At 30.7% G+C, this 25727-nt stretch carries 25 protein-coding genes and 1 other annotated feature; of the genes, 23 read left to right on the plus strand and 2 right to left on the minus strand.

Translation table 11 applies throughout. The annotated features are described in order from the left end of the window. Positions 1–48: 48 nt before the first annotated feature. Both msrA and IO99_RS10690 read left to right on the plus strand, forming a co-directional pair. Positions 49–522 (plus strand): peptide-methionine (S)-S-oxide reductase MsrA, encoded by a 474-nt coding sequence (msrA, locus tag IO99_RS10685; protein ID WP_035133230.1) that lies wholly within the window; start codon positions 49–51, stop codon positions 520–522. A 100-nt stretch (positions 523–622) separates the two neighbouring features. Then, positions 623–1186, plus strand: coding sequence for an NUDIX hydrolase (locus IO99_RS10690; RefSeq protein ID WP_035133231.1), 564 nt, complete (start codon positions 623–625; stop codon positions 1184–1186). Between the two features lie 30 nt (positions 1187–1216). Here IO99_RS10690 and IO99_RS10695 read toward each other — a convergent pair whose 3' ends face one another. Continuing rightward, positions 1217–1600, minus strand: coding sequence for a DUF5658 family protein (locus IO99_RS10695; protein ID WP_035133232.1), 384 nt, complete (start codon positions 1598–1600; stop codon positions 1217–1219). A 659-nt stretch (positions 1601–2259) separates the two neighbouring features. Between IO99_RS10695 and trpB the strand changes: the two genes are divergently transcribed. After that, positions 2260–3426 carry a tryptophan synthase subunit beta gene (trpB, locus tag IO99_RS10700; protein ID WP_035133233.1) on the plus strand — a complete coding sequence of 389 codons (1167 nt, stop codon included), beginning with the start codon at positions 2260–2262 and terminating at the stop codon, positions 3424–3426. Between the two features lie 188 nt (positions 3427–3614). On the opposite strand, the gene IO99_RS10705 is transcribed toward trpB, so the two are convergent. Next, complete coding sequence (locus tag IO99_RS10705; RefSeq protein WP_035133234.1) at positions 3615–4958, minus strand: aminotransferase class V-fold PLP-dependent enzyme; 1344 nt, start codon at positions 4956–4958, stop codon at positions 3615–3617. Between the two features lie 148 nt (positions 4959–5106). Here IO99_RS10705 and IO99_RS10710 point away from each other — a divergent pair, with 148 nt between their 5' ends. The 20 genes from IO99_RS10710 (at position 5107) to sigK (ending at position 25724) form a co-directional block, all read left to right on the plus strand. Then, entirely contained in the window at positions 5107–5547 is a 441-nt protein-coding gene (locus IO99_RS10710) for an RrF2 family transcriptional regulator (RefSeq protein WP_035133236.1), read from the plus strand. Then, the gene (gene nifS, locus IO99_RS10715; RefSeq protein ID WP_035133238.1) at positions 5540–6748 is read left to right on the plus strand and encodes a cysteine desulfurase NifS; all 1209 of its coding nucleotides are present in this window, start codon (positions 5540–5542) and stop codon (positions 6746–6748) included. The genes IO99_RS10710 and nifS overlap by 8 nt, the downstream gene beginning before the upstream one ends. Before the next feature lie 2 nt (positions 6749–6750). After that, the gene (gene nifU, locus IO99_RS10720) at positions 6751–7179 is read left to right on the plus strand and encodes a Fe-S cluster assembly scaffold protein NifU (protein WP_035133240.1); all 429 of its coding nucleotides are present in this window, start codon (positions 6751–6753) and stop codon (positions 7177–7179) included. A 13-nt stretch (positions 7180–7192) separates the two neighbouring features. Continuing rightward, positions 7193–8272, plus strand: a complete 1080-nt coding sequence (gene mnmA, locus IO99_RS10725) for a tRNA 2-thiouridine(34) synthase MnmA (protein WP_035133242.1) — start codon at positions 7193–7195, stop codon at positions 8270–8272. A gap of 140 nt (positions 8273–8412) precedes the next feature. After that, the gene (gene nifU, locus IO99_RS10730; RefSeq protein ID WP_035133243.1) at positions 8413–8817 is read left to right on the plus strand and encodes a Fe-S cluster assembly scaffold protein NifU; all 405 of its coding nucleotides are present in this window, start codon (positions 8413–8415) and stop codon (positions 8815–8817) included. A gap of 104 nt (positions 8818–8921) precedes the next feature. After that, positions 8922–9440, plus strand: a complete 519-nt coding sequence (locus IO99_RS10735) for a PRC-barrel domain-containing protein (RefSeq protein WP_035133245.1) — start codon at positions 8922–8924, stop codon at positions 9438–9440. Further along, positions 9427–10461 (plus strand): AI-2E family transporter, encoded by a 1035-nt coding sequence (locus IO99_RS10740; RefSeq protein WP_035133246.1) that lies wholly within the window; start codon positions 9427–9429, stop codon positions 10459–10461. Before IO99_RS10735 ends, IO99_RS10740 begins: the two co-directional genes overlap by 14 nt. A 195-nt stretch (positions 10462–10656) precedes the next feature. Continuing rightward, positions 10657–10826 (plus strand) — a binding site (T-box leader). Between the two features lie 84 nt (positions 10827–10910). Next, a complete protein-coding gene (gene alaS / locus IO99_RS10745; RefSeq protein WP_035133248.1) occupies positions 10911–13556 on the plus strand; it encodes an alanine--tRNA ligase in 2646 nt (881 codons plus the stop codon). Positions 13557–13618: 62 nt separating this feature from the next. Next, positions 13619–13870: an IreB family regulatory phosphoprotein gene (locus tag IO99_RS10750; protein ID WP_035133250.1), complete on the plus strand. Its 252-nt coding sequence runs from the start codon at positions 13619–13621 to the stop codon at positions 13868–13870. A 415-nt stretch (positions 13871–14285) separates the two neighbouring features. After that, entirely contained in the window at positions 14286–14699 is a 414-nt protein-coding gene (gene ruvX / locus IO99_RS10755; RefSeq protein WP_035133253.1) for a Holliday junction resolvase RuvX, read from the plus strand. Positions 14700–14827: 128 nt separating this feature from the next. Then, on the plus strand, positions 14828–15091 hold the full coding sequence (locus IO99_RS10760) for a DUF1292 domain-containing protein (RefSeq protein WP_035133255.1): 264 nt from the start codon (positions 14828–14830) through the stop codon (positions 15089–15091). Positions 15092–15130: 39 nt separating this feature from the next. Beyond that, the gene (locus tag IO99_RS10765; RefSeq protein WP_035133257.1) at positions 15131–15574 is read left to right on the plus strand and encodes a Fur family transcriptional regulator; all 444 of its coding nucleotides are present in this window, start codon (positions 15131–15133) and stop codon (positions 15572–15574) included. A 177-nt stretch (positions 15575–15751) separates the two neighbouring features. Further along, positions 15752–17419 carry a ribonuclease J gene (locus IO99_RS10770; protein ID WP_035133258.1) on the plus strand — a complete coding sequence of 556 codons (1668 nt, stop codon included), beginning with the start codon at positions 15752–15754 and terminating at the stop codon, positions 17417–17419. A gap of 213 nt (positions 17420–17632) precedes the next feature. Then, the gene (gene typA / locus IO99_RS10775) at positions 17633–19456 is read left to right on the plus strand and encodes a translational GTPase TypA (RefSeq protein ID WP_035133259.1); all 1824 of its coding nucleotides are present in this window, start codon (positions 17633–17635) and stop codon (positions 19454–19456) included. A gap of 24 nt (positions 19457–19480) precedes the next feature. Beyond that, complete coding sequence (mltG, locus tag IO99_RS10780; RefSeq protein WP_035133261.1) at positions 19481–20464, plus strand: endolytic transglycosylase MltG; 984 nt, start codon at positions 19481–19483, stop codon at positions 20462–20464. A gap of 168 nt (positions 20465–20632) precedes the next feature. After that, on the plus strand, positions 20633–21331 hold the full coding sequence (locus tag IO99_RS10785; RefSeq protein WP_035133263.1) for an O-methyltransferase: 699 nt from the start codon (positions 20633–20635) through the stop codon (positions 21329–21331). Continuing rightward, positions 21282–22508 (plus strand): peptidase U32 family protein, encoded by a 1227-nt coding sequence (locus tag IO99_RS10790; RefSeq protein WP_035133264.1) that lies wholly within the window; start codon positions 21282–21284, stop codon positions 22506–22508. Before IO99_RS10785 ends, IO99_RS10790 begins: the two co-directional genes overlap by 50 nt. Next, positions 22508–23134 (plus strand): uridine kinase, encoded by a 627-nt coding sequence (udk, locus tag IO99_RS10795; protein ID WP_035133265.1) that lies wholly within the window; start codon positions 22508–22510, stop codon positions 23132–23134. Before IO99_RS10790 ends, udk begins: the two co-directional genes overlap by 1 nt. A gap of 90 nt (positions 23135–23224) precedes the next feature. Further along, positions 23225–24889 carry a penicillin-binding transpeptidase domain-containing protein gene (locus IO99_RS10800; protein WP_051824053.1) on the plus strand — a complete coding sequence of 555 codons (1665 nt, stop codon included), beginning with the start codon at positions 23225–23227 and terminating at the stop codon, positions 24887–24889. Between the two features lie 133 nt (positions 24890–25022). Further along, a complete protein-coding gene (gene sigK / locus IO99_RS10805; protein WP_035133266.1) occupies positions 25023–25724 on the plus strand; it encodes an RNA polymerase sporulation sigma factor SigK in 702 nt (233 codons plus the stop codon). The last annotated feature ends 3 nt before the right edge of the window (positions 25725–25727 follow it).

Here is a 25727-nt window from a genome sequence, read left to right on the forward strand (position 1 = left end):
TGGTAATATAAAATATAGATTAAAGAAAAATATAAAGGAGTTAACAAGATGAAAAGGATTGTATTAGCAGGAGGATGCTTTTGGGGAGTAGAAGAATTTTTTTCTAGAATTCACGGTGTAACAAATACAGAAGTAGGATATGCCAATGGTAGAACAACAAATCCTACCTACGAAGATGTGTGCTACGGGAATACATATTTTGCAGAAGTATGTGTGATAGATTATGATGAAAATATAATTTCCTTAGAGGAAATACTGAATAAATTTTGGGGAATAATAGACCCAACCGCACTGAATAGACAGGGAAATGATATAGGAAGTCAATATAGAACTGGAGTTTATTATGTTGATAAATTAGATGAAGAAATAATTCGAAAAAATATAGAAAAAATACAGAAAAATTATATAAAGAAAATAGTTACAGAAGTAAAAACTTTAGAAAATTATTATAGAGCAGAAGAATATCATCAAAAGTATTTAAAGAAAAATCCTAATGGATATTGCCATATAAAATTAGATTAATAATAGGTTCAATACAGTATTTCTACACTGTATTGAACCTTTATGTTACTATTAAGTATATAAATTTAAAATCATAGCGTGTTATGAAGGAGAGTTAATCATGGGATGGATTGAAGATATAAAAAATTATATTCCACATAATGAGGAAGAGGCACAGGATAAAAATGTAGCTTTATTAAGTATAAGTAAATTTAATAATTTGTTAACTAGAGAAAATTCATTAATTCATGTAACCAGTTCAGGATATATTGTTAATAAAAATAGAACTAAAGTTTTAATGGTTCACCATAATATTTATAAAACTTGGTGTTGGACAGGTGGACATGCTGATGGGGATGAAGATTTACTTCATGTAGCAATAAAGGAAGCAAAGGAAGAAACAGGAGTAGAAGATATAAGGGCTATTACTCCAGAGCTATTATCTCTAGATATAATAGAGGTTATTGGACATTTTAAAAGAGGTAAATACGTCTCAGCCCATCTTCATTTATCTCTTGCATATCTGCTAGAAGCTGATGAAGAGGAAAAAGTTAAAATTAAAGAAGATGAAAATAGTGGTGTTAAATGGCTTCCTATTGATGAAATTCACAAACATAGTAATGAGCCTAATATGATAAAATTATATGAAAAATTTAATGATAAAATAAAAAGTAGAGGATGGTAATGAAAAATGGATAATTAGTTATAAGTGCATTTATGATAGTAATCCTTTTGTATATAATAAAACTAAGAGATTAAATAGGTGAAGAGCATTGATTAATATATACATTATAAGCACTAAATTAGCAGTGATATTTGAAATGAAAAGCCCTTTTAAGGTTGCGCCTTTAAGCCTATAGTTCCAGTAAAGGATAACTAATAATACTATAGATATTTTTAAAAAGAAACATAGAGGAAAATTAGTCACAATGACTTTTGCAATAGCATTAGCCTCGTAAAATATACCACTGTACTTACCCACAAAGAGCCAAGTAAAAAGCAAATCATTAATATTTAAAAAAAGAATAAAGAGTACTTTTTTTCTGATAGGCTTTGAAGTTGTAACTTCTGATTTAGTTGTAAATTTAATAAAATTCATAAAATAACACCTCACAAAGGAATATATCCACATTATGTTAAAAAATTCATGTGAATAATAACTTGTATAGTAAAGTAAATAGTTTTATGGGATCATGTAAAGGTGTATCAACATAGCTTGTATATTTTATCACTGTAATTTTCAACAGAATCTTTTAAATATAGTGTTGACATAGCCACTTTATAAAATATATAATAGTAAAAACATACAATGGTAAAAATAAATATAATTTAATTTGATGATAAGGAAGAGTAGTTTAATTTAGCTTTGATAAAGAGAGTTGGGGATGGTGGAATCCTAGCATGAAGGAATTAGATGAATGGACCTTTGAGAAATAAGGGGAAATTATTGGTGAGAGTACCTGATATCGTAGACTACACGTTACAGTAGATAGAGTATGTAAGTACTTGAAATTAAGAGGCATATTGATAAATTTGTATTAGTGTATTTATCAATGGCAATTTAGGTGGCACCACGGAAGTATCTCCGTCCTATTTTTATAGGACGGAGTTTTTTTATTTTTTTTATTGTTGTATGGAAGTATTTGAAATGTTTTAGGTGGTGGTATGTATGAAGTGAAAGTGCGAAGAATTAAAAGCAAAACTTAATATATTTAATAAAAATTATAGAAATAATTTTGGCGAGAAGGAGATTTTATCATGAAAGGATATTTTGGTAAGTATGGTGGAGCATTTGTTTCAAATGAGGTGAAAAAAGCTTTAAATGAGTTAGAAGAAGCTTTTGAAAAAGCTATTGAAGATAAGGAGTTTATGAGGGAGTATAATTACTATTTAAAGGATTATAGCGGCAGAGAAACACCCTTATATTTTGCTGAGAACCTAACAAAATTTTGTGGAGGCCCTAAGGTATATTTGAAAAGAGAAGATTTAAATCATACAGGAGCACATAAAATAAATAATGTTTTAGGACAAATTCTATTGGCTAAAAGAATGGGAAAAAATAAAGTAATTGCAGAAACGGGAGCTGGTCAGCATGGAGTAGCTACAGCAACTTTAGCTGCAAAATTTGGAATGGAATGTGAAATTGTAATGGGAGAGGAAGATATAAAAAGACAAGAGCTCAATGTATTTAGAATGAAAATATTAGGAGCAAAAATTACTCCAGCAACTAGTGGTACTAAAACATTAAATGATGCAGTGAATGAAGCTTTAGAAAAATGGGTAAAAAATATTTCAGATACTTTTTATGTCCTTGGTTCCGCGGTGGGACCTCATCCTTATCCAAAAATTGTTAAAGAATTTCAGAAAATAATTGGTGAAGAGGCTAGAAAACAAATATTAGAAAAGGAAAACAAACTTCCTAATCATGTAGTTGCATGTGTTGGGGGAGGAAGTAATGCCATTGGAATTTTTACAGCTTTCCTAGAAGATAAAGATGTTAATCTTATTGGAGTAGAGGCAGCAGGCTTTGGAGTAGAAACAGAAATGCATGCAGCTACAATAACAAAAGGAAAAGAGGCTATCATTCACGGTATGAATACCCTTGTATTAAAGGATGATAGTGGAGATATTAAGGAAGCTTATTCTATTTCCCCTGGACTTGACTATCCAGGAGTTGGACCTGAACATGCATTTTTAAGTGAGATTGGTAGAGCAAACTATAAATATATTACAGATGATGAAGCTATAAAAGCTTTTATGCTTTTATCAAAGTTAGAGGGAATAATACCTGCAATTGAAAGTGCTCATGCCATTGCCTATACTATTAAATTAGCAAAAACCCTACAGAAAAATGAAGTCATAGTAGTAAATCTTTCAGGTCGAGGGGATAAGGATGTGTCTGCTATAAATAAACTTCTTAATTAGTGTGATTTTAACTGTTATAAGTTTAATCATCTAATTTAAATTGAAAATCCTTTATTTAAAGTATGAAAACTTTACCTAGTTTCCTATATAAATATTTATATAGAAACTAGGTAAATATAAAACTATTTAAATAGTTGTTTTATTCATGCGGGTTTAAGGAGTCTTTGATTTTCAAAAACATTAATAAATTATGCTAAGCCACCTCTCATTGAGCTATATTTTTTTGTGTAATAACCCTTATTATCTACAATTTTCTTTATGGCATATAAGAATTTATCAATTTCATCTATTGTATTGTAAATACCAAAACTAATTCTAACCATACCAGGCTGAATATCCTTAGATGCAAGAGTCATTTCTTCTATCATAGATTTAGGAATTTTTAAAAGCCTTTGTAGATATGGATGAGCACAGAAACATCCACTTCTCACAGCAATGCCAAATTCATAGGATAGTATTTTAGCCACTATAGTATGGTGTATTCCTTCTATATTAAATGGAATAATACTAACTTTATTTTGAAAATCGGAATAATTACTATATATTTTTACTGAATGTATAGATTGAAGATGTTTTGTAGTATATACAGTTAAATATTTTTCATATTCATCTATATTAGACATTCCAATTTTTGAAAGCTCATTTATAGCAGCACCTAAAGTTATTGAACCAATAAGGTTTGGGGAACCAGCTTCTTCCTTATCAGGGGAAGCAGTCCATATTACTTTATCGTGAGATACGAATTTAATGGTTCCTCCGCCGGTATGGTCAGGTTCATACTCATTAAAAAAATCTTTAGGTCCAATTAATACACCGCAACCAAAGGGTGCATACATCTTATGCGCTGAAAAAGCAACAAAGTCAATAGGTCCTAAAGGGAGTTGAAGGCCTATAGAAAATTTACTATGAGGAATCAGTTGAGCTCCGTCCACTAAAATTTTAGCTCCATAACTATGAGCTAAATTTGCTATGGTATATATAGGATTTTTAATGCCAGTAACATTTGAAGCTCCGGTTATTGCAACTAAAGAAATTCTTCCACTATATTGTTCTAGTTTAGATTTTAAATCATCCATATCTAAATAACCTTCATCATCTACTTCTATATATTTCACTTCAAAATTTTTTCTCCATGGTAGATCATTAGAATGATGCTCCATAGAAGTGGATAGAATAATTGACTCCTTATCTTGATTAGCTAATATACCAGCTAGCTTATTTATAGCTTCAGTACAGTTTTTTACATATATAACATCCATCATATCACTATAATCATTAATGAAAAATTTCACAATTTCCCTTGAAGTTTCATACATATAGGTGGATAACTGAGATTTATATCCATCTCCTCGATGTATTGAGGAGTAATAAGGAGAAAAATTTACTACTTCATCAATTACAGATTTTAATGGAGGCGTTGTAGCTGCATTATCGAAATTGATACCTATGCAATATGATTTATCTATCAATGGGACTTTAATATCTACTCCATAAACTAAGTCTCGATATGGATTATCCCTAAAGTTACTCATTTTTTACCTCCTTAATTAAATAGTTGTTATTATATAATATTAAAGATATATTTTATTGGTGCAGATATTAAAAGAATAGTTGACATAAATACTCTGATTTGATATTATTAAACCATAGTAAAGTACTCAACATTAAGGAATGATTTTTATGAAGTTATCAACTAAGGGAAGATACGGGGTTAAAGCTATGGTTGACCTAGCTATTAACTACGGAAAAAGCCCTATATCTATTAAGAGTATTTCAAGTAGACAAAATATTTCGGAATATTATCTTGAACAGTTATTTTCTGTGTTAAGAAAAGCAGAGCTAATAAAGAGTATAAGAGGAGCCAATGGAGGATACATTCTAGCCAAGGATCCAAAGGAAATTACAGTATACCAAGTATTAGAGGTGCTAGAAGGACCTATCGAAATTTCAACCTGCTTAGATAGTGATGGCTGCAATAATATTGATTGTTGCGCAACTAGAATAGTATGGAAAAAAATTAAGGATAGCATTGATTCTGTAACAATGGCAATAACTTTACAGGATATTGTAGACGATTATTCTAACATATTGAAAATTAAAGGAGTGAACCTAAATGAATAAAACAGTTTATATGGATTATGCGGCAACAACATACACAAAACCAGAAGTATTAGAGGATATGATACCTTACTTTACGGAGTTTTATGGTAACCCATCATCTATATATTCGATTTCAAGGGAAACTAAAAAAGCTATAGATAAAGCAAGAAATAGAATAGCAAAAGCTATTAATGCAGATCCAGCAGAAATATATTTCACTGGTGGTGGATCAGAAGCAGATAACTGGGCAATTAAGGGAATAGCCCTTGCTAACAAAAATAAAGGAAATCATATTATAACTACTAAAATAGAGCATCATGCTGTACTTCACACTTGTGAATATCTTGAAAAACAAGGATTTGAAGTAACTTATTTGGATGTGGATGAAGAAGGGTCTATTAGATTAGAAGAACTAAAAAATGCTATAAAGCCAAGTACTATATTAGTGACTATAATGACTGCCAACAATGAGATTGGAACTGTACAACCTATTAAAGAAATAGGCGCTATATGTAAAGAAAGAAAAGTTTTCTTCCATACAGATGCAGTTCAAGCTATAGGTCATATAGATATGGATGTTAAAAATATGGATATAGATGCACTATCTCTATCAGGACATAAAATTTATGGTCCTAAAGGTGTTGGAGTTTTATACCTAAGAAAAGGCATAAAAATTCACAACTTGGTTCATGGTGGAGCTCAAGAAAGAAATAGAAGAGCTGGAACAGAGAACGTAGCTGGAATAGTTGGATTAGGAAAGGCTATAGAGCTAGCTATGGAAAATTTAACTGAAGAAAAAGAAAGATTAACTTATTTAAGAGATAAGCTTATAAAGGGATTACTAGAGATCCCATATTCTAAACTTAATGGTTCTGTAGGAGATAAAAGACTGCCAGGGAACGTAAATATTAGTTTTGAATTTATAGAAGGAGAGTCAGTTCTTTTAATGCTTGATGCTAAAGGAATATGTGCATCAAGTGGAAGTGCTTGTACATCTGGATCTTTAGATCCATCTCACGTATTGCTATCTATAGGACTTCCTCATGAAGTTGCCCATGGTTCATTAAGACTTACGATGGGTGCTAAAACAACTGAAGAAGAAGTAGATTATGTAATAGAAACTGTACCTGCAATAGTACAAAGGCTTAGAGATATGTCACCATTATATGACAGTTTCTTAAATGGAAAAATTAAAAGTTTTTTTAACAAGGAGGACAAATAATTATGATATATAGTGAAAAAGTAATGGATCATTTTACAAACCCAAGAAACGTTGGAGAAATAGAAAATGCTAGCGGAATTGGAGAAGTTGGAAATGCTAAATGTGGAGATATAATGAGGGTTTATTTAAAAGTTGAAGATGAGAAAATCGTAGATTGTAAATTTAAGACTTTTGGATGTGGATCTGCCATAGCATCTTCTAGTATGGCTACAGAGCTAATAAAAGGAAAAACTTTAGATGAAGCATGGACACTTACCAATGTAGCTGTAGCAGAAGCTTTAGATGGACTTCCACCAGTTAAAATGCATTGCTCAGTTCTTGCAGAAGAAGCTATTCATAAAGCTATAAATGATTACAGAGAGAAACAAGGATTACAGCCTTGGGATTACGAAGAACATGATGATATACATGATCAAGTTCATGGAGAATAGGTGTGATACTTAGATGAAGAAAAAAGTTGTAATAGGGATGAGTGGAGGCGTTGACAGTTCTGTAGCAGCATATCTTTTAAAAGAACAAGGATATGATGTCACTGGAATAATGATGAAGTTATCTCCAGATAATCCTGAATATGCAGAAAATGAAGGTGGTTGTTGTTCTCTTTCAGCAGTTAATGATGCAAGACGAGTAGCAGATGTTTTAGATATACCCTTCTATGTTATGAATTTTAAAGCTCCTTTTAAAGAGCATGTAGTAGACAATTTTATAGAGGAATATTTTAGTGGGAGAACCCCAAATCCTTGTATAGAATGTAATAGAAAAATTAAGTTTGAAGAATTTTTGAGAAAAGTTCAAGGGCTAGGCGCTGATTATATTGCTACTGGGCATTATGCTACTATAGATTTCAAAGATGGAAGATATAGATTAAAGCGTTCGGAAGATGATAGAAAAGACCAGACCTACGCGCTATATACTCTAACACAAGATCAATTGGCACATACTTTGATGCCTTGTGGAGCTTATTCTAAAACAGAAATCAGGGCTATCGCTGAAAAAATAGGTTTGGAAGTATTTAGAAAGAAAGATTCTCAAGAAATTTGCTTTATACCTGATAACAATCATGGTAATTATCTTTCTAGATTTAGTGGAAGAGAAGTTGTACCAGGAAATTTTGTAGATAGTACTGGAAAAATTTTAGGTAAGCATAAGGGCATAGTATATTATACTATAGGTCAGAGAAAAGGTCTTGGAATTGCTCTTGGAAAACCTGTATTTGTAACTAACATAATCCCAGAAAGAAATGAAGTAGTTTTAGGCGAAGAATCAGAAATCTTTAATACTACGCTTATTGCTAAAAACATAAATTTAATTCCTATGGATAAAATAGAAGGAGAGATTATGGTTGAGGCTAAGGTAAGATATTCAGCTAAACCGGCTCTTGCAAAACTAACTCAATTAGATGAAAATCATATTAAGTTAGACTTTGAAACCCCTCAACGGGCTATAACTAAGGGTCAGTCTGTCGTTTGTTATCAAGGGGACCTTGTTGTTGGTGGAGGAATTATTGAAAGAGTTATAAAATAGTAAATTAAATATAATTTTAAAGTACAATAAAAAGATTGAATGATATTTTAGGGTTGTCTTAAAGAGAATCAGCTAGATTTATTGATATAAGTTTAGCAATCTTTAAGACAATCCTTGAAGTCATTCTAGGAGGGGTTTTTATGGATTACAGTGATAAAGTTCTAGAACATTTTTATTCACCAAGAAATGTAGGTACTTTACCTGATGCTGATGGCATAGGTGAATGTGGAGATGTAAGGTGTGGAGATGTAATGAAGATATATTTAATTATAGAAGATAATGTGATTAAAAAGGCTAAATTTATGACCTTTGGTTGTGGATCTGCTATTGCATCATCCAGTATTGCCACAGAACTTATTATTGGAAAGACTCTAGAAGAAGCCTGGAATCTTACTAATGAATCTGTTATAGAAGCTTTAGATGGATTACCATCTTCTAAAATTCATTGCTCCGTACTTGCAGAACAAACTATACACAAGGCTATTAATAACTATAGAGAATCTCATGGACTTGAAAAGTGGAAGGATAAGTATAACAATGAATAGATGATGTTTTTGGTTATATAACTTAGTCCACATTAATATTAGTATAAACTCTCTTTAAATAGGCAAGGATAGAAATATCATTTCCTATGAAGGGAGTTTATTTTATGGCTAAAAGTAGAGATTACATCTATATGGATGTAATGAATATCCAAGGAAAAAAGATAGGATATATAAAGGATTTATTAGTTGATTTTAATAAGGGGGAAGTGATAGGATTTAAAATTAGTCCATATAGATTATTGGGTAAGGAGTTTAACGTACTAAAAGAGAATATAGTATATTATAAGTCTCAGCTAGTAATTAACAATATAGTTAAGGATAAATACTTAGAATTCTCAAGTATTCTGAATATGCATGTCATAGATAAATGTTCTAATATATTAGGTTTAGTAAGTGAGGTTATATTCGGTGATGATGACTTTAAAATAAAAGGACTTGCAGTAAAAGATTATAATATATTCAGCATGTTTAAAAGTAGAAGTATTTTATTAAAACCATACTTGATACTAGGAGATGATTATATATTATATACAGCTGAAAACACTAATATAGCTTTGGAATGTATGCCTAATGTAGGAAAGAAAAAAGCTACTAATAAGGATGTATATTATGAAAAAGATTGATTGGAATTGGAGTAACTTAGGTAGGTTAGCAATAGCTCTATTAATTATAGGTATAATAATATTTTTATTGTGGAAGTTTCCTATTTTTACTGAGGTTTTAGGAGTAGTGATAATATCCTTTATAATTTCATATAGTATTAGACCTTTTCATAAGTTCTTTATGGAAAGGGGACTTAATAGAAAGTTAAGTGCTTTAATAGTAATTCTATCTATTATATTATTTGTAGTTATAATATTTTCTATTTTAGTTCCATGGATATATAATGAAAGCTCTAATTTTGCTGAAGTAATAGGTGAGATGAAAAGTTATTATGAAAGAATTACTGGAGATATTAAATATGTTACTGATAGTCCTTTCGTTAAGGAAGTATTATATAATTCCTATGAAAGATTCAAAGACGCTCTTATGGTAATTGTATCGAATTTTTTATCAAAAATTGTATCTATAGCTGAAAATTTGTTATTGTTATTTATAATACCAACTTTAGTGTATTTCTTTTTAAGTGACGGAGATAGTATTTCAAAGGGAATCATGAAGTATATGCCTTTTAGCAATAAATATGCCATTAGAAGAGCTTTAAATCACATGGATAAGGTAATGGAAAGATATATAATAACTCAGTTTGAATTGTGTGGAATAATTGGTATATTGACCTTTATAGCACTAAAGGTAAGTGGTATAAAATATGCTTTAATATTATCTTTAGTAAATGCAGTGTTTAATATAATACCATATTTTGGGCCGGTTATAGGAGCTATTCCAATAATTTTAATAGCACTTTTAACATCTACTAAGAAAGCTGTTATTGTTATATTTTGGTTGTTTGTAATTCAACAGCTAGAAGGAGATATTATATGCCCTAAAATTTTAGGTGAAACTGTAGATTCTCATCCAGTAACCATATTATTACTACTTATAATAGGTGGTAGTATAGGTGGAATTTTAGGGATGATTATTGTAATTCCAGTATGGGTAATGATTAAAATAGTTGTAGGAGAAATAGATTATTATTTATTTTAGTTTAGAATTATTGACAATTGCTGAAATGCTAAATATAATTTATCATATAAGTAGAGAACCAGAATCTATGATTTGGTGTGAATCACTTACTCAGTGAACGCAGTGAGTCGAGTTTCAATTAAGTAGAGAACCCAAATCTATGATTTGGTGTGAATCACTTACTCAGCGAACGTAGTGAGTCGAGTTTCAATTAAATATGAAGTTATGATAAGAATTAGTAGATATGGGAAGCTTTCAGAGAGAAAGTGGTAGGTGAAAACTTTCAGTGAAACATATTGAAGCTGTCTTGGAGCTATAATTAATTAAGAGATACTAGTTAATCTAGTATAATTAGGGTGGTAACGCGGAAAACTTTCGTCCCTTTTCAGGGATGGAAGTTTTTTTTTATTTTATTTTAGAAAAATTGAATAAAAGTCATTGTTATTAGAAAGAATTAGGAGGAATGTAATATGAATAATATGGGTTTAAATGAAATAAGAGAAAGCTTTTTAAAGTTCTTTGAAAGTAAAGAACATTTAAGACTTAATAGCTTTTCTTTAGTGCCTAAGAATGATAAGAGTCTTTTACTAATAAATGCGGGGATGGCTCCATTGAAGCCATATTTTACTGGTATTCAGACGCCACCAAGTAAAAGAGTAACAACTTGTCAAAAGTGTATAAGAACTGGTGATATTGAGAATGTAGGAATAACCTCAAGACATGGTACTTTTTTTGAGATGTTAGGAAATTTTTCTTTTGGAGATTATTTCAAAGAAGAAATTATAGTATGGGCTTGGGAGTATATAACAGAGGTTTTAAAAATATCTAAGGATAAACTATATGTAACTATATATCTTGAAGATGATGAGGCTTTTGATATTTGGACTAAGAAAACTGATATAGAGCCAAGTAGGATCTTTAGATTAGGTAAAGAAGATAACTTCTGGGAACATGGTGCTGGTCCATGTGGTCCATGTACAGAAATTCACTATGATAGAAAATCAGATCTTCCGCAAATAGAAACTACTGAAGAATTTATTAAAGCTGGTGATGAAGATAGAGTAATTGAATTTTGGAATTTAGTTTTCACACAGTTTGATGGAGATGGTAAGGGTGGATATGAGAGATTAGCAAATCCTAATATAGATACAGGAATGGGACTTGAGAGAATATCTACTATAATGCAAGGTGTAGATAATATATTTGAAGTAGATACAATTAAGGATGTTTTAAGTGCAGTTTGTAAAAAAGCTGGAAAAACTTATGGCGAAAATAAAGATTTAGATGTGTCTATAAGAATAATAACTGACCATGTAAGAAGTATTACCTTTATGATTGGAGATGGAATATTACCATCTAACGAAGGTAGAGGATATGTATTAAGAAGACTTCTTAGAAGAGCTGCAAGACATGGAAGAATTTTAGGAATCACAGGTACATTCCTAAATGAACTTTGTAACGTAGTTATTGATAGTTCAAAGGGAGCTTATGAAGAATTAGAAGAGAAAAAAGACTATATTAAGAAAGTCATTAGCTTAGAAGAAGAAAGATTTGCGGAAACCATAGATCAAGGTATGGATATATTAAAATCCTATATCGATGAAATGAATGCTGAAAAGATAAATGTATTAAGTGGAGAAAAAGCATTTAAACTTTATGATACTTTTGGATTTCCAGTTGAACTTACCGAAGAAATTTTAGTTGAAAAGGGAATGAAAATTGATTTTGATGCTTTCAATAAAGAAATGGAAAATCAAAGGAATACAGCAAGAGCTGCAAGAGGTACATCAAACTACATGGGAAATGATGAAGGTGCTTTAAACAATATTCCAATGGAAATAACTACTGAGTTTTTAGGCTATGGCACTATAAGTAGTAAAGGTAAAGTTTTATCTATGATAAAAGATAATGAGTTTGTAAGCAAAGTAGGAGAAGGGGAAAAATTTGTAGTTGTTACTGAAAAAACTCCATTTTATGCAGAAATGGGGGGGCAAGTAGGAGACATTGGAACTATATACACTGATAAATTCCAAGGAAAAGTTTTTGATTGTAAAAAAAGTACCAGAGGTCATATACTTCACTTTGTAGAAGCTATTAAAGGAGAACTTAAGATAGATGAAATTGTTGAACTGTTAGTAGATTCCACTGTGAGAAGTAATATATGCAAAAATCATACTGCTACTCATATGCTTCATGAAGCTTTAAAAGAAGTCTTAGGAGACCATGTAAATCAAGCTGGATCTTATGTAGATGGGGATAGATTAAGATTTGACTTTACCCATTTCTCAGCTATGACTTCAGAACAACTTAAAGAAGTAGAAGAAAGTTTAAATAGTGAAATTCTTAAGGCTTATGATGTAAACACGGAGATTATGACTATAGATGAAGCTAAAGAAAAGGGAGCTGTGGCTTTATTCGATGATAAATATAAAGAGGATGTTAGAGTTGTATCTGTAGGTGAATATAGCAAGGAACTATGCGGTGGAATTCATGTTAAGAATTCTGGCGAAATAGGGCTGTTTAAGATTCTAAGTGAGAGTGGAGTAGCAGCAGGAATCAGGAGAATTGAAGCTGTTACAGGTATTAAATCTGAAAGCTATGTAAATGAAAAAGAGGAATTATTAAAAGAAATATCTGCAACTTTAAAGTGTGGAGAAAAAGATTTATTAAATAAGTTAAATGGATTACTTACTACTTTAAAAGAAAAAGAAAAAGAAATACAAGGATTAAAGGAAAAATTAGCTAGTGGTATTGAAGATGAAATAATTAATAAAGCTGAAAATATTAAAGGAATCAATGTAATTGCAGCTGCACTAGATGATATTGAAGGAGATGCACTTAGAAATCTATGTGATAAACTTAGAAATAAGGTTTCAGATGCAGTTGTAGTTCTTGGGAGTAGAGTTGCTGGAAAGGTTCAATTTGTTGTAATGGCTAGTAAGGAAGCAGTTGCAAAGGGTGCTCATGCTGGAAAGATTATTAAAGAGGTAGCTATCATCACTGGTGGTGGTGGTGGTGGAAGACCTGACATGGCACAAGCAGGTGGAAAGAAACCAGAAAAACTAGATGAAGCAATTTCAAAGGTAAGTCAAATAGTAGAAACTTTAGTAAAATAGTATACTTTTTGCATCCAATGATGGTATAATAGAAAATAAAGTAAGGTTGAGAAGGTGATATAATGGATAAACAACATACAGTTCAGTTTGATGTAATGAAAGATAAGAAAGATATGACAAAAGTTATACTAACTGATGTATATGATGCTCTAATTGAGAAGGGCTATAATCCAGTTAACCAGTTAGTAGGCTATCTTATATCTGGCGACCCAACTTATATAACCAACTATAATGGCGCAAGAGCATTAGTAAGTAAACTAGAGAGAGACGAGATATTAGAAGAAGTTTTAAAATCTTATCTAGATATAAAATAAAAATGCCTTTTAAGGCATTTTTATTTTAAAATTACACATAATATGTAATAGGTAAAAGTGTAATATGGTCCGTTAAAGATGTATATAGTGTTGGAATAATAAATTGATTTTATCCATTAGTGTTAATTATAATAGCATATAATTATTAATTTGTAATGATCAGAATAAGGAGCACCTATATAAGGATAAAGAAGAGGTTTATCCGATGACTACCCGCTCTTTACTCCCATCTTCTTCAAAGTGGGAGTAAAGAGCGGCTACGACCCTGGATAACGATTTCCCCTAAAGGACAACGAATTCTAAGTATCGAAAATACTGATACTAAGAATTCTGTTAGTAACCTTCAGAGGGAGTAAATAACTCTGTTTATCATAATGGAGCTCCTATATTTGTAATATACAGTGAGGAGAAGAGCATGAGAGTACTTGGATTAGATGTGGGTGATAGAACTATTGGAGTAGCTATAAGTGACCCACTAGGCTTCACAGCTCAAGGAATTACTACCATAAGACGTAAAAAGGAAGAGGCAGATATAGAAGAAATTATAAAAATATGCAACGAATATAATGTTGATACTATAATTTCAGGACTACCTAAGAATATGAATGGTACTATAGGTGAGCAAGCAGAAAAGGTACAAAGATTTTGTGAAGCTTTAAGGGAGCACGTAAACATAGAAATTAAATTTTGGGATGAAAGACTTACTACTAGGGCAGCACATATGGCTATGTTAGAAGCTGATATGTCAAGAAAAAAAAGAAAAGGCTTGGTTGATAAGATAGCTGCTACTTATATTTTACAAGGGTACCTAGATAGTCTTAGTAAATAATATTATCATGAATAAGATAATATATAGTATAAACTTAAATAGGCACTTATAGCTTACAGAATAGAATTATAATATAGATAATTTCTATATAGAAAAATACTACAAATATGTAGAAGGAGGGAATTTTTATGGAAAATTTTTTAGAAAATATAACATTAACTGACGAAGAAGGTAATGACGTTGAGTTTGAAGTTATAACCAAGTTAGAAATAGAAGATACAGAGTATTTTATAGTAGCCCCTATTGATGATGAAAATGAGGATGCTATTGCATTGAAGGTTCTTAAGGATGAAGATGGAGAAGAATACTTTGCAACCGTAGAGGATGAAGAAGAGTTTAACATGGTTAATGATGCTTTTGAAACTCTATATGATGAAGGCGTTATAGAATAAATATACTTCACCTAGTGGTGAAAGGAGTAGTGTTAATTTATGTCTAATGAGAAAATTGAAAATTTAAAACTTATTCTAAAAGAAAAGGGCTATAAATTGACACCTCAAAGAAGGTCTATACTTGATGAAATTATTAAAAATGAAGGTAGCCACTTAACCACAGAAGAAATATATGATTTAGTAAAGGTTAATTGTCCGGAAATTGGACTTGCAACTGTGTATAGAACTGTTCAGTTATTAGAAGAAATGGGAGTGCTATATAAACTTGATTTAGATGATGGATGCAGTAGATACGAACTTTGTGATGAAGATGAAAGTCATCAACATCATCATTTGATTTGTCAAAATTGTGGTAAAGTCATTGAGGTTGAAGGAGATCTTTTAGAGGAGTTAGAGCAGGGAATAGAAAAAAAGTATAACTTTAAAATAAAAAATCATAGTTTAAAGTTTTATGGAATTTGTGATAATTGTTCTTTACAATAATAACTTTATTATTAGTAGAGATGTTATATAAATCTATACTATATGATATTAAAATTTCTGTTAGAAATTAAATACATATATGTACAGATTAGATTAAGATGCTCAAAAACCTTATCTTTTATATTAATAAAGTTAGGCAGAGCATAAAGTAAATTTTGTAGAAAAGGAGGGTAGGTTTTGAAAAAAGAAAAAGAGAAGATTAAAATAATTCCTTTAGGGGGATTAAATGAGATAGGTAAAAATCTAACTGCTATAGAATATAAGAATGATATAGTTGTTATCGATTGCGGATTGAAATTTCCAGATGATGAGATGTTGGGAATTGACGTAGTTATACCAGATGTTACTTATCTAGTTAAGAATGTTGATAGAGTAACTGGAATATTTTTAACCCATGCTCATGAAGATCATATTGGTGCTTTACCATATGTATTAAAGCAAATTAATGTTCCTGTTTATGGGACTAAACTTACACTGGGAATTGTGGAAAGTAAATTAAGAGAGCATGCATTATTAGGAGTGGTTGACTTAAGAGAAGTTAAGCCAAAGGATATCATAAAGCTTACTAGTGTATCTGTAGAATTTATTAAAACAAATCACAGTATAGCAGATTCGGTAGCTATAGCTATACACACACCATTAGGTGTAGTACTTCATACTGGAGATTTTAAGATTGACTTTACACCTATAGATGGCAAGGTTACAGATTTAACTAGATTTGCAGAGCTAGGGAAAAAAGGAGTAACTGTACTCTTAGCAGACAGTACTAACGTAGAGAGACCAGGATACACTATGTCTGAAAGCATAGTTGGAGAAAGTTTCGAAAAGATTTTCCATGGTGCTAAGGGAAGGGTTATTGTTGCAACTTTTGCTTCTAATATTCATAGGGTTCAACAGATAATAACAGCAGCTAGAAAGTATAATAGAAAAGTTGCACTTTCTGGTAGAAGTATGGAAAATATAATCGCAGTTGCTATAGAACTTGGATATATTACTATAGAAGAAGATGCATTAATAAGTATAGATTCTATGGGAAAATATCGTGATGATGAAATAGTTATGATAACTACTGGAAGTCAAGGAGAACCTATGGCAGCTCTTTCAAGAATGGCAGCTTCTGAACATAAGAAGGTAAATATACAAAAGGGAGACCTAGTAATATTATCTGCATCGCCTATACCAGGAAACGAAAAATTAGTTTCTAAGGTTATAAACCAGTTGTTTAAACAAGGGGCGGAAGTAGTATATGAATCACTAGCAGAAGTTCACGTATCAGGTCATGCATGCCAGGAAGAGTTAAAACTTATGCATTCTTTAGTAAAACCGAGATTTTTCATCCCAGTTCATGGGGAATATAGACATTTAAAACAACATGGTGAACTAGCTGTTAAGTTAGGTTTGTCAGAAAAAAATGTGTATATAGGAGAAAATGGAGATCTTATTGAAGTAAGTAGAACATCTATAAGAAAAGCAGGTACGGTAGCTTCAGGGCAAGTTTTTGTAGATGGACTTGGAGTTGGAGATGTAGGAAATATTGTTCTAAGGGATAGAAAACATCTATCACAAGATGGTATTCTAACTGTTGTAGTTACCATGGGTAAAGATACTGGAAGTGTTATTGCAGGTCCAGATATAATTTCAAGAGGCTTTGTCTATGTTAGAGAATCTGAGGATTTAATGGAAAAGGCTAGAGAAGTTGTTAAAGAGGCCCTTGCACATTGTGAAGAAAAACACATTACTGAATGGCCTACTATAAAAGCAACAATTAGAGAAGCTCTTAGAGAGTACCTTTATGAAAAGACTAAGAGAAGACCAATGATTTTACCTATAATTATGGAAGTTTAAAAAGCTTCATTTTTCATTAATTGCTATAAGTTAAGATTACACAAATAGTAATTAATGACAAATCTATTCTGTATTGGGATTTAATAATGTTTTAATAACATTGACTTTTTATCCACATAATATTAGAATTGAAATAGTTAATTTAAATTGGATACTTAAGTATCCAATTTTATTTTGTGGTTTATTATTAAAATAAAATTTTGGAGGAAAAATATGAATTTATATACAAGAGAAGATATAAGAAACATCGCTATAATAGCTCACGTTGACCATGGTAAGACAACTTTAGTGGATGCGCTTTTAAAGCAGAGTAAAGTATTTAGAGAAAATGAAGTAATGCAAGAGAGAGTTATGGACTCGAATGATTTAGAGAGAGAAAGAGGAATAACTATTCTTTCAAAAAATACTGCAGTAATGTATAATGGAGTTAAAATAAACATTATAGATACTCCAGGCCATGCTGATTTTGGTGGAGAAGTTGAGCGTGTACTTAAAATGGTAGATAGTGTTTTACTTGTAGTAGATGCTTATGAAGGAGCTATGCCACAAACTAAATTCGTTCTAAAAAAGGCCCTTGAGCTTGGATTAGATCCAATGGTTGTTATCAATAAAATTGATAGAAAAGATGCAAGACCAGAGGCAGTTATAGATGAGATCTTTGACTTATTTGTAGAATTAGGTGCTACAGATGAGCAATTAGATTTTAAAATAATATATGCATCTGCTAGAGATGGAGTTGCAATATCAGAACTTGAAGATAAACCTGTAGATATGGTTCCATTATTCGAAGCAATTATTGAAACTGTGCACCCACCAAAAGGTTACATAGACGAGCCATTACAAATGCTTGTAACATCAATAGATTACAACGAATATGTTGGTAAAATTGGAATAGGTAAGATTGAAAGAGGAACTATTAAAAAGAATCAAACCGTAGCCCAAATGTCAAAGGACGGATCAAAGAAAAATGTAAAAGTATCAAATGTTTATACTTACGATGGATTAAAAAGAGTTGAGGTAGAAGAAGCTAAACTTGGTGATATTATAGCTATATCAGGAATTCCTGGTATAAATATTGGAGAAACAATAGCAGATGCTACAAATCCAGAAGCATTGCCATTTGTTGATATTGATGAGCCAACTCTTAGTATGAACTTTATAGTTAATAACTCACCTTTCGCAGGTCAAGATGGAGATTTTGTTACATCTAGACACTTAAGGGATAGACTTATGAAAGAACTTGAAACTAATGTAAGTTTAAGAGTTGAAGAAACTGATTCAGCAGACTCATTTAAAGTTAGTGGAAGAGGAGAACTTCATCTTTCAATTCTTATTGAAACTATGAGAAGAGAAGGATATGAATTCCAAGTATCTAAGCCATCTGTTATATACAAACATGAAAATGGAGAACTTTTAGAACCTATGGAAAACTTAACAATGGACGTACCAGAAGAGTATATGGGAGTTGTTATGGAAAAAATGGGTCCAAGAAAAGCAGAGATGGTTAACATGACTAGTGCTGTTAATGGATACACTAGACTTGAATTTAAAGTTCCATCAAGAGGAATAATTGGATTAAGAAATGAGTTTATGACTGAAACTAGAGGAAATGGAATAATGAACCACGTTTTAGTTGGTTATGAAAAATATAAAGGTGATATAGTAGAGAGAAACAGAGGATCTCTAGTTGTGTTTGAATCTGGAGAGTCTATTGGATATGGATTATTCAATGCACAAGAAAGAGGAAGATTATTTATAGGACCAGGAGTTCCAGTATATCAAGGAATGGTTTGTGGAGAATGTTCAAGAAATGAAGATATCGAAGTTAATGTATGTAAGAAGAAACATCTTTCAAATACAAGATCTTCAGGATCAGATGATGCACTTAAATTAATACCAGTACCTAATATGTCATTAGAACAATGTATAGAATTTATAGCTTCTGATGAGCTTGTAGAGGTTACTCCAAAAACTATAAGATTAAGAAAGAAAATACTAGATCCAACCCTAAGAAAAAGAGCAGCATTAAAGAAATAATATTTCCGTTCATGGGGGTGTAATATGAAGAAAATTGTAGGTATAATTGTAATAGTGTTAGTAGTAATATTAACAGTCAGTGGTTTTTATTACAATTATGCGACAAAGTCTCCATTAAAAGGTGAAGAAGTCACCGTAGTTGTAAATGAAGGGGATTCGCTTTACAACGTATTAGATAGGTTAGATAATCAAGGTTTTATAAAAAGTAAAACATTAATCAAGATTTATATGAAGTTGCATAATACTTCAGCAGAACTTGTACCAGGAACATTTAAGTTATCAGGTAATTTAAGCTTTGAGAAGATAATTGCTGTTTTAGAGAATAAAAATAATGAAGGCTCTATATCTGTAACTATTCCAGAAGGATATGATATAGAAAAAATGGCTATATTATTTGAGGAAAAGGGATTATTTACTAAGGATGAGTTCTTAAAAGCTATAAAGGAATATGCAGCTCCTGATTATATTTCAGCAAAGGAAGGAAGGAGATATGATTTAGAAGGATTTTTATTTCCTGATACATATTTCTTTAATCCAGGAGTTGAACCTAATGAAGTTATAGCTACTATGAATAATGCTTTTAATTCTAAAATTAAGAGTATTATTCCTGAAGGAACTAATATTTACGATATAATAACTATAGCTTCTCTTATAGAAAATGAAACTAGAGTAGATGAAGAGAGACCATTAGTTTCCTCAGTTATATACAATAGGTTGAAAAAGGAAATGAAGCTACAGATTGATGCTACAGTTATTTATGCTTTAGGTGAGCATGTAGATACTGTTTTAAATAAACATTTAGAGGTAGACTCACCTTATAATACTTATAAAAATCATGGATTGCCATTGGGGCCTATATCTAGTCCAGGAATATCATCAATTTTAGCAGCAGCTAAGCCTGAAAGTACTGATTATTTATTTTACGTTTTAGAAAAAGATAAAACACATCATTATTTTACTGATAATGATGTAGACTTTATGAATAAGTTGAAAGAATTAGGATACTAAGATATTAAATTTAGAATAAAAAGTTGTAAGCTCAATAATTTTGAGCTTATAACTTTGTATTATAAAATTATTATATTCTTAATAGTAAATGTATATGATATGTATAAGAGATTTTAAATAGAGTATATAAATAATGATTAAATTATATAGGATTATATGGAGGAAGAAATGAGCGGTATTACATATGATTATATGGAAAAGTACTTAAGAGGTCTCATAGGAGATTCTAAAGGGATGTTAAAAGAGTTAGAAGATTTTGCAGAAGAAAATGCAGTGCCTATAGTTCAAAAGGAAACTGCTAGATTAATAGAGTTTATGATTAATTTAAAAAAACCTAAAAAGATACTTGAACTTGGCACAGCAATAGGATACTCCTCCATTTTAATGTCCTTAGCATCGGAAAATAATGTTACTATAACTACCATTGAAAGAGATGAGAAAATGGTAACCATAGCAACTGAAAATATAAAAAAAGCAGGTTTGGATGAAAAGATATCAATAATACAAGGTGATTGTTTGGAAGTTCTTGAAGGATTAGATGATGAGTATGATCTGATTTTTATGGATGCAGGTAAAGGTCATTATAGTGAATTTTTACCTCATTGCATAAGAATGTTATCAAAGGATGGAATAATTATATCAGATAATGTATTATTTAGAGGTATGGTTGCATGTAAAGACTTGATGATAAGAAGAAAAATTACTATAGTAAAAAGAATGAAGAAATATATGGAAACAATCTCAAAGGATGAAAATTTACTTACAACAGTAATACCAATGGGAGATGGTATAGCACTGACAGTTAGGAGGAATGAAAATGAAAACACCGGAACTATTAGCTCCAGCAGGGAACTTGGAGAAGCTTAAAGCAGCAATAAATTTTGGAGCAGATGCAGTATATCTAGGTGGTAGCAAGTTAAATCTTAGAGCTTTTGCAGATAATTTTAGCAATGAAGAATTATTAGAAGGTATAGAATTTGCTCATTCAAAAGGTAAAAAAGTATATGTAACTTTAAATGTATTTCCACATAATGATGACTTAGATGGTTTAGAAGATTATCTGAAGGAATTATATGAAGCAGGAGTAGATGCAATTATAGTATCAGATCCTGGTATAATTTTGATGGCTAGAGAAACTGTACCAAATATGGAGTTACATTTAAGTACTCAAGCAAATACTGTTAACTGGAAGACTTGTGAGTTTTGGCATAAGATGGGGGTAAAAAGAGTTGTTTTAGCTAGAGAATTATCCCTTGAAGAAATAAGAAAGGTACAAGAGAAAATACCTGAAACTATGGATTTAGAGATATTTGTTCATGGTTCTATGTGTATGGCATATTCAGGAAGATGTCTTATATCTAACTATATGGTAGGGAGAGATTCTAATAGAGGGTCTTGTGCGCAACCATGTAGATATAAATATCATCTAGTAGAGGAAAAACGTGAAGGAGAATATTATCCTATCATGGAAGATGATAAGGGAACATATATAATGAATTCTAAGGATTTATGTATGATTGAGCATATTCCAGAACTTATGGAAACTGGGGCACTGTCATTTAAAATAGAGGGTAGAATGAAGAGCACTTACTATGTGGCAAGTGTTGTTAAAGCTTATAGAGAAGCTATAGATGAATATATGAAGTCTCCAGAAGACTATAAGTTTAATCCAAGATGGTTAGAAGACTTAAATAAACCTAGTCATAGACAATACTATACTGGATTCTATTTCAATGAAGAAAATAAACAAGTTCAAGATAGTTCAGCCTATGTAAGAAATTATGACATTATAGGTATAGTTAAGGATTATAATAAAGGAACAGGAATAGTTACAATTGAGCATAGAAATAAAGTAGTTGAAGGAGCTCAAGTAGAGGTTTTAAGACCAATAGGAGAAAATAAGCAAGTTGTTCTTAGAGAACTTCATGATGAAAAAGGAAATAAAATTGAGTCAGCACCTAGTGCAAAAATGATATATACGGCTAAAGTTAATGAAGAATTAGAAGAAAATGATATTATAATAAAGGCTAAGGAGGAAGTTTAATGAAACGTCCAGTTATAATAGGAATAACAGGTGGAACTGGTTCAGGAAAAAGTACCATAGCAAAGGAAATATGCAAAAGTTTTGATGGAAATTGCATAGCTATGATAGAACAGGATTGTTATTATAAGGACCAAAGCCATTTAACTATGGAGGACAGAGTAAAGACAAACTATGATCATCCATATGCCTTCGATACAGCCTTATTAGTAAATCATTTAAAATCTTTAATTGATGGTAAAGCTATTGAGAAGCCTCAGTATGATTTTGAGGTGCATAATAGAAAAAAAGAAACTATACTGGTAGAACCAAGAGAAATAGTAATAGTAGAAGGAATACTTGTTCTTGAGGATGAATCTCTTAGAGATATGTTAGATATAAAAATATATGTAGATACTGATGCAGATGTAAGATTCATAAGAAGACTAGTAAGAGATCTTAATGAAAGAGGAAGAACTGTAGATTCAGTAATAACTCAATATTTAACTGTAGTTAAGCAGATGCATGAACAATTTACAGAGAATACTAAGAAGTATGCAGATATTATTATCCCAGAAGGTGGACATAATAAAGTAGCTATAGAAGTTATTAAAGGAAATATCCACCAGATATTAGCAAGACAAGAGTAATTATTACATAGGTCAGTATAAACAAGTTTCAAAAATTTGGTATTAAACACCTTTCTTTAGTCAAAGATTATACTAAGGGAGGTGTTTTTATTGTTTCAAAAAAGTAATAAAGGACAGGTAACTAAGAGAAATTATTACCTATTATCCATTATGATATTAATGTTTATAGGATTAATTATTAGGTTTATCTATGTTCAATTAATGGAGGGGCCTACACTTTCAGTGTCTGCTAATGAACAATATTACTATGAAGAGGATATAAATAATATTAACTTTAAGTTACTTGATCGAAATGACAATAATCTTTTTGAAAGTACATTAAAATATTATGTAGTGATAGATCCATTAACTTTTTATACATTAAACGAGGAAGCAGCTTTTATATCAATGAAAAATGTATCCTATATACTGCGAAGTTTTAATAGAGATTATGATATTTCCTTATTACAATATGAAATTGAAAATGGAAATAAGCAATATGAAATTGATAAAGAGTGTTATGAAAAGTTAAAAAATATAGAAGATGTAAGAGGAATGTATGTATATGAATATACTGAATATAAAAAGTATAATGATTGGAATATAAAGAATATACTAGCTAGTGGAGTGAAATATTCTGATAATTCAAAACTGAAAGATGAGGGAACCTTAGAAAGAGAAATATATGAATATATTAAGAATAATAAAAAAGAGCAATTAAAGCTTGAAAAGGATGTTAGTGGTAATATTATTAAAAAAGTATTTAGTGACATAAAAGGTAATAATAATGTAGTTACAACCCTAGATTATAATATTCAAAAAAAAGTAGAAGAGATTTTAAAAAGTAAAAATTATGAAGAGTACGGTCAAATTGGAGCAGTACTAATGGAAAGCACCACTGGGGATATATTATCAATGGCGCAGAAAAATGATAGTTTATCTAATGTAAATATTGGAATACCTAGTGGAAATGGTTTTTTACTTGGTTCTACCTTTAAAACTATACTATATGAAGCAGCTATAGAAAATCAACTAATAGGAAGAGATGAAAAGTTCTATTTAAAGAAAATTTTCCCCAAAAGTATTGAAAAGCTAGGTTCATATAATATGGAGCAAGCATACATAGCATCCTCTAATGATACTTTTGCCCAGATTGGATGGAAGGTTGGAATGGATAGAATATATGAATTATCTAATAGATTAGGGTTATTTAATAAGACGCTAAATCTTCAAGATGAGAAAAGTGGAACTATAGAAGGATATAAGGTAGAAAATAACTTAGATATCATTACTAATACATCTATAGGACAAACGGTGAGAACTACACCGCTAGCAGCATTATCCATTCCTAATACAGTAGTTAATGGTGGTAAATATATTAAACCTAAAATTATAAATAAAATAATAAGTGAAGAAGGAAAAATTTTAAAGAAGTATGAAAGTGAATCTATAGAGGTATTCAGTGAAAGTACTGCTAATATAATTAAAGAAGGTATGATAGGTGTAGTAAATGATGAGCTTGGTACAGGAAGCAATGCTAAAATAGATAATATAGAAATCGGCGGCAAAACTGGTACTACTGAATATTTAAATGGAGATAAAAAGTGTTCTGATGGCTGGTTTGCAGGGTTTTTCAAATATGAAAACAAGTATTATTCAATGGTTATATATTTACCACAGGTAGAAGAAAAAAGTGGTAGTAGTCAAATTGCATGTTCTGTATTTAAGGATATAGTAGAAAGTTTAATTCATAGTGATATTATGAAATTAAACTAAAGTTAGATTTTACATTGTATAATATAATATTCCTAAAATTTAAAATTTTTCTTTCAAATAAATATTACCATATAGTCACTTTTCCCCTAAAGTAAACATATTATAATAATAAGCACTATTAGGGGGAGCATAAATGTTTTGCTTGAGTTGGTTATTGAATGTAATTAGCGAATATGCCTTACTTACAGGATATGTTTCAGGAAATAACTCTTTTCCACAGCCACTTACAGAAGTAGAAGAAAAAGAATATTTACAGAGATTAAAAGATGGAGATCCTGAAGCAAAGGGCGTCTTAGTTGAGAGAAATCTAAGATTAGTAGCACACATAGTAAAAAAATATTCATTTCCTGGGAAAGAAGTGGATGATTTAATATCAATTGGAACAGTAGGATTAATTAAGGCAATAGATTCATTTGATATGGATAAGGGAACTAGGTTAGCAACTTATGCTGCAAGATGTATAGAAAATGAGATTCTTATGCTTATTAGAAACAATAAGAAAATTAGAAGTGAAGTATATTTGCAAGATCCCATAGGTCTAGACAAAGAAGGAAATGAAATATCCCTTATGGACATATTAAGTAGTGATAAAGATTCCATTTTGGAGGTAGTGGAAAATAAGATACAAGTGAAAAAATTATATTGTATACTGCAAACATGTCTTCAAGAGAGAGAGAGAAGAATAATAGAAATGAGGTACGGGTTAATAGATGGGAAACCAAAAACACAAAGAGAGATAGCTTCAATATTAGGTATTTCAAGATCCTATGTATCTAGAATAGAAAAAAGAGCATTAAAGAAACTACTTAAAGAGTTAAATTTTGGAGAAGGCTAATAA

The sequence above is a fragment of the Clostridium sulfidigenes genome (assembly GCF_000732635.1).
GTDB lineage: Bacteria > Bacillota > Clostridia > Clostridiales > Clostridiaceae > Clostridium_J > Clostridium_J sulfidigenes.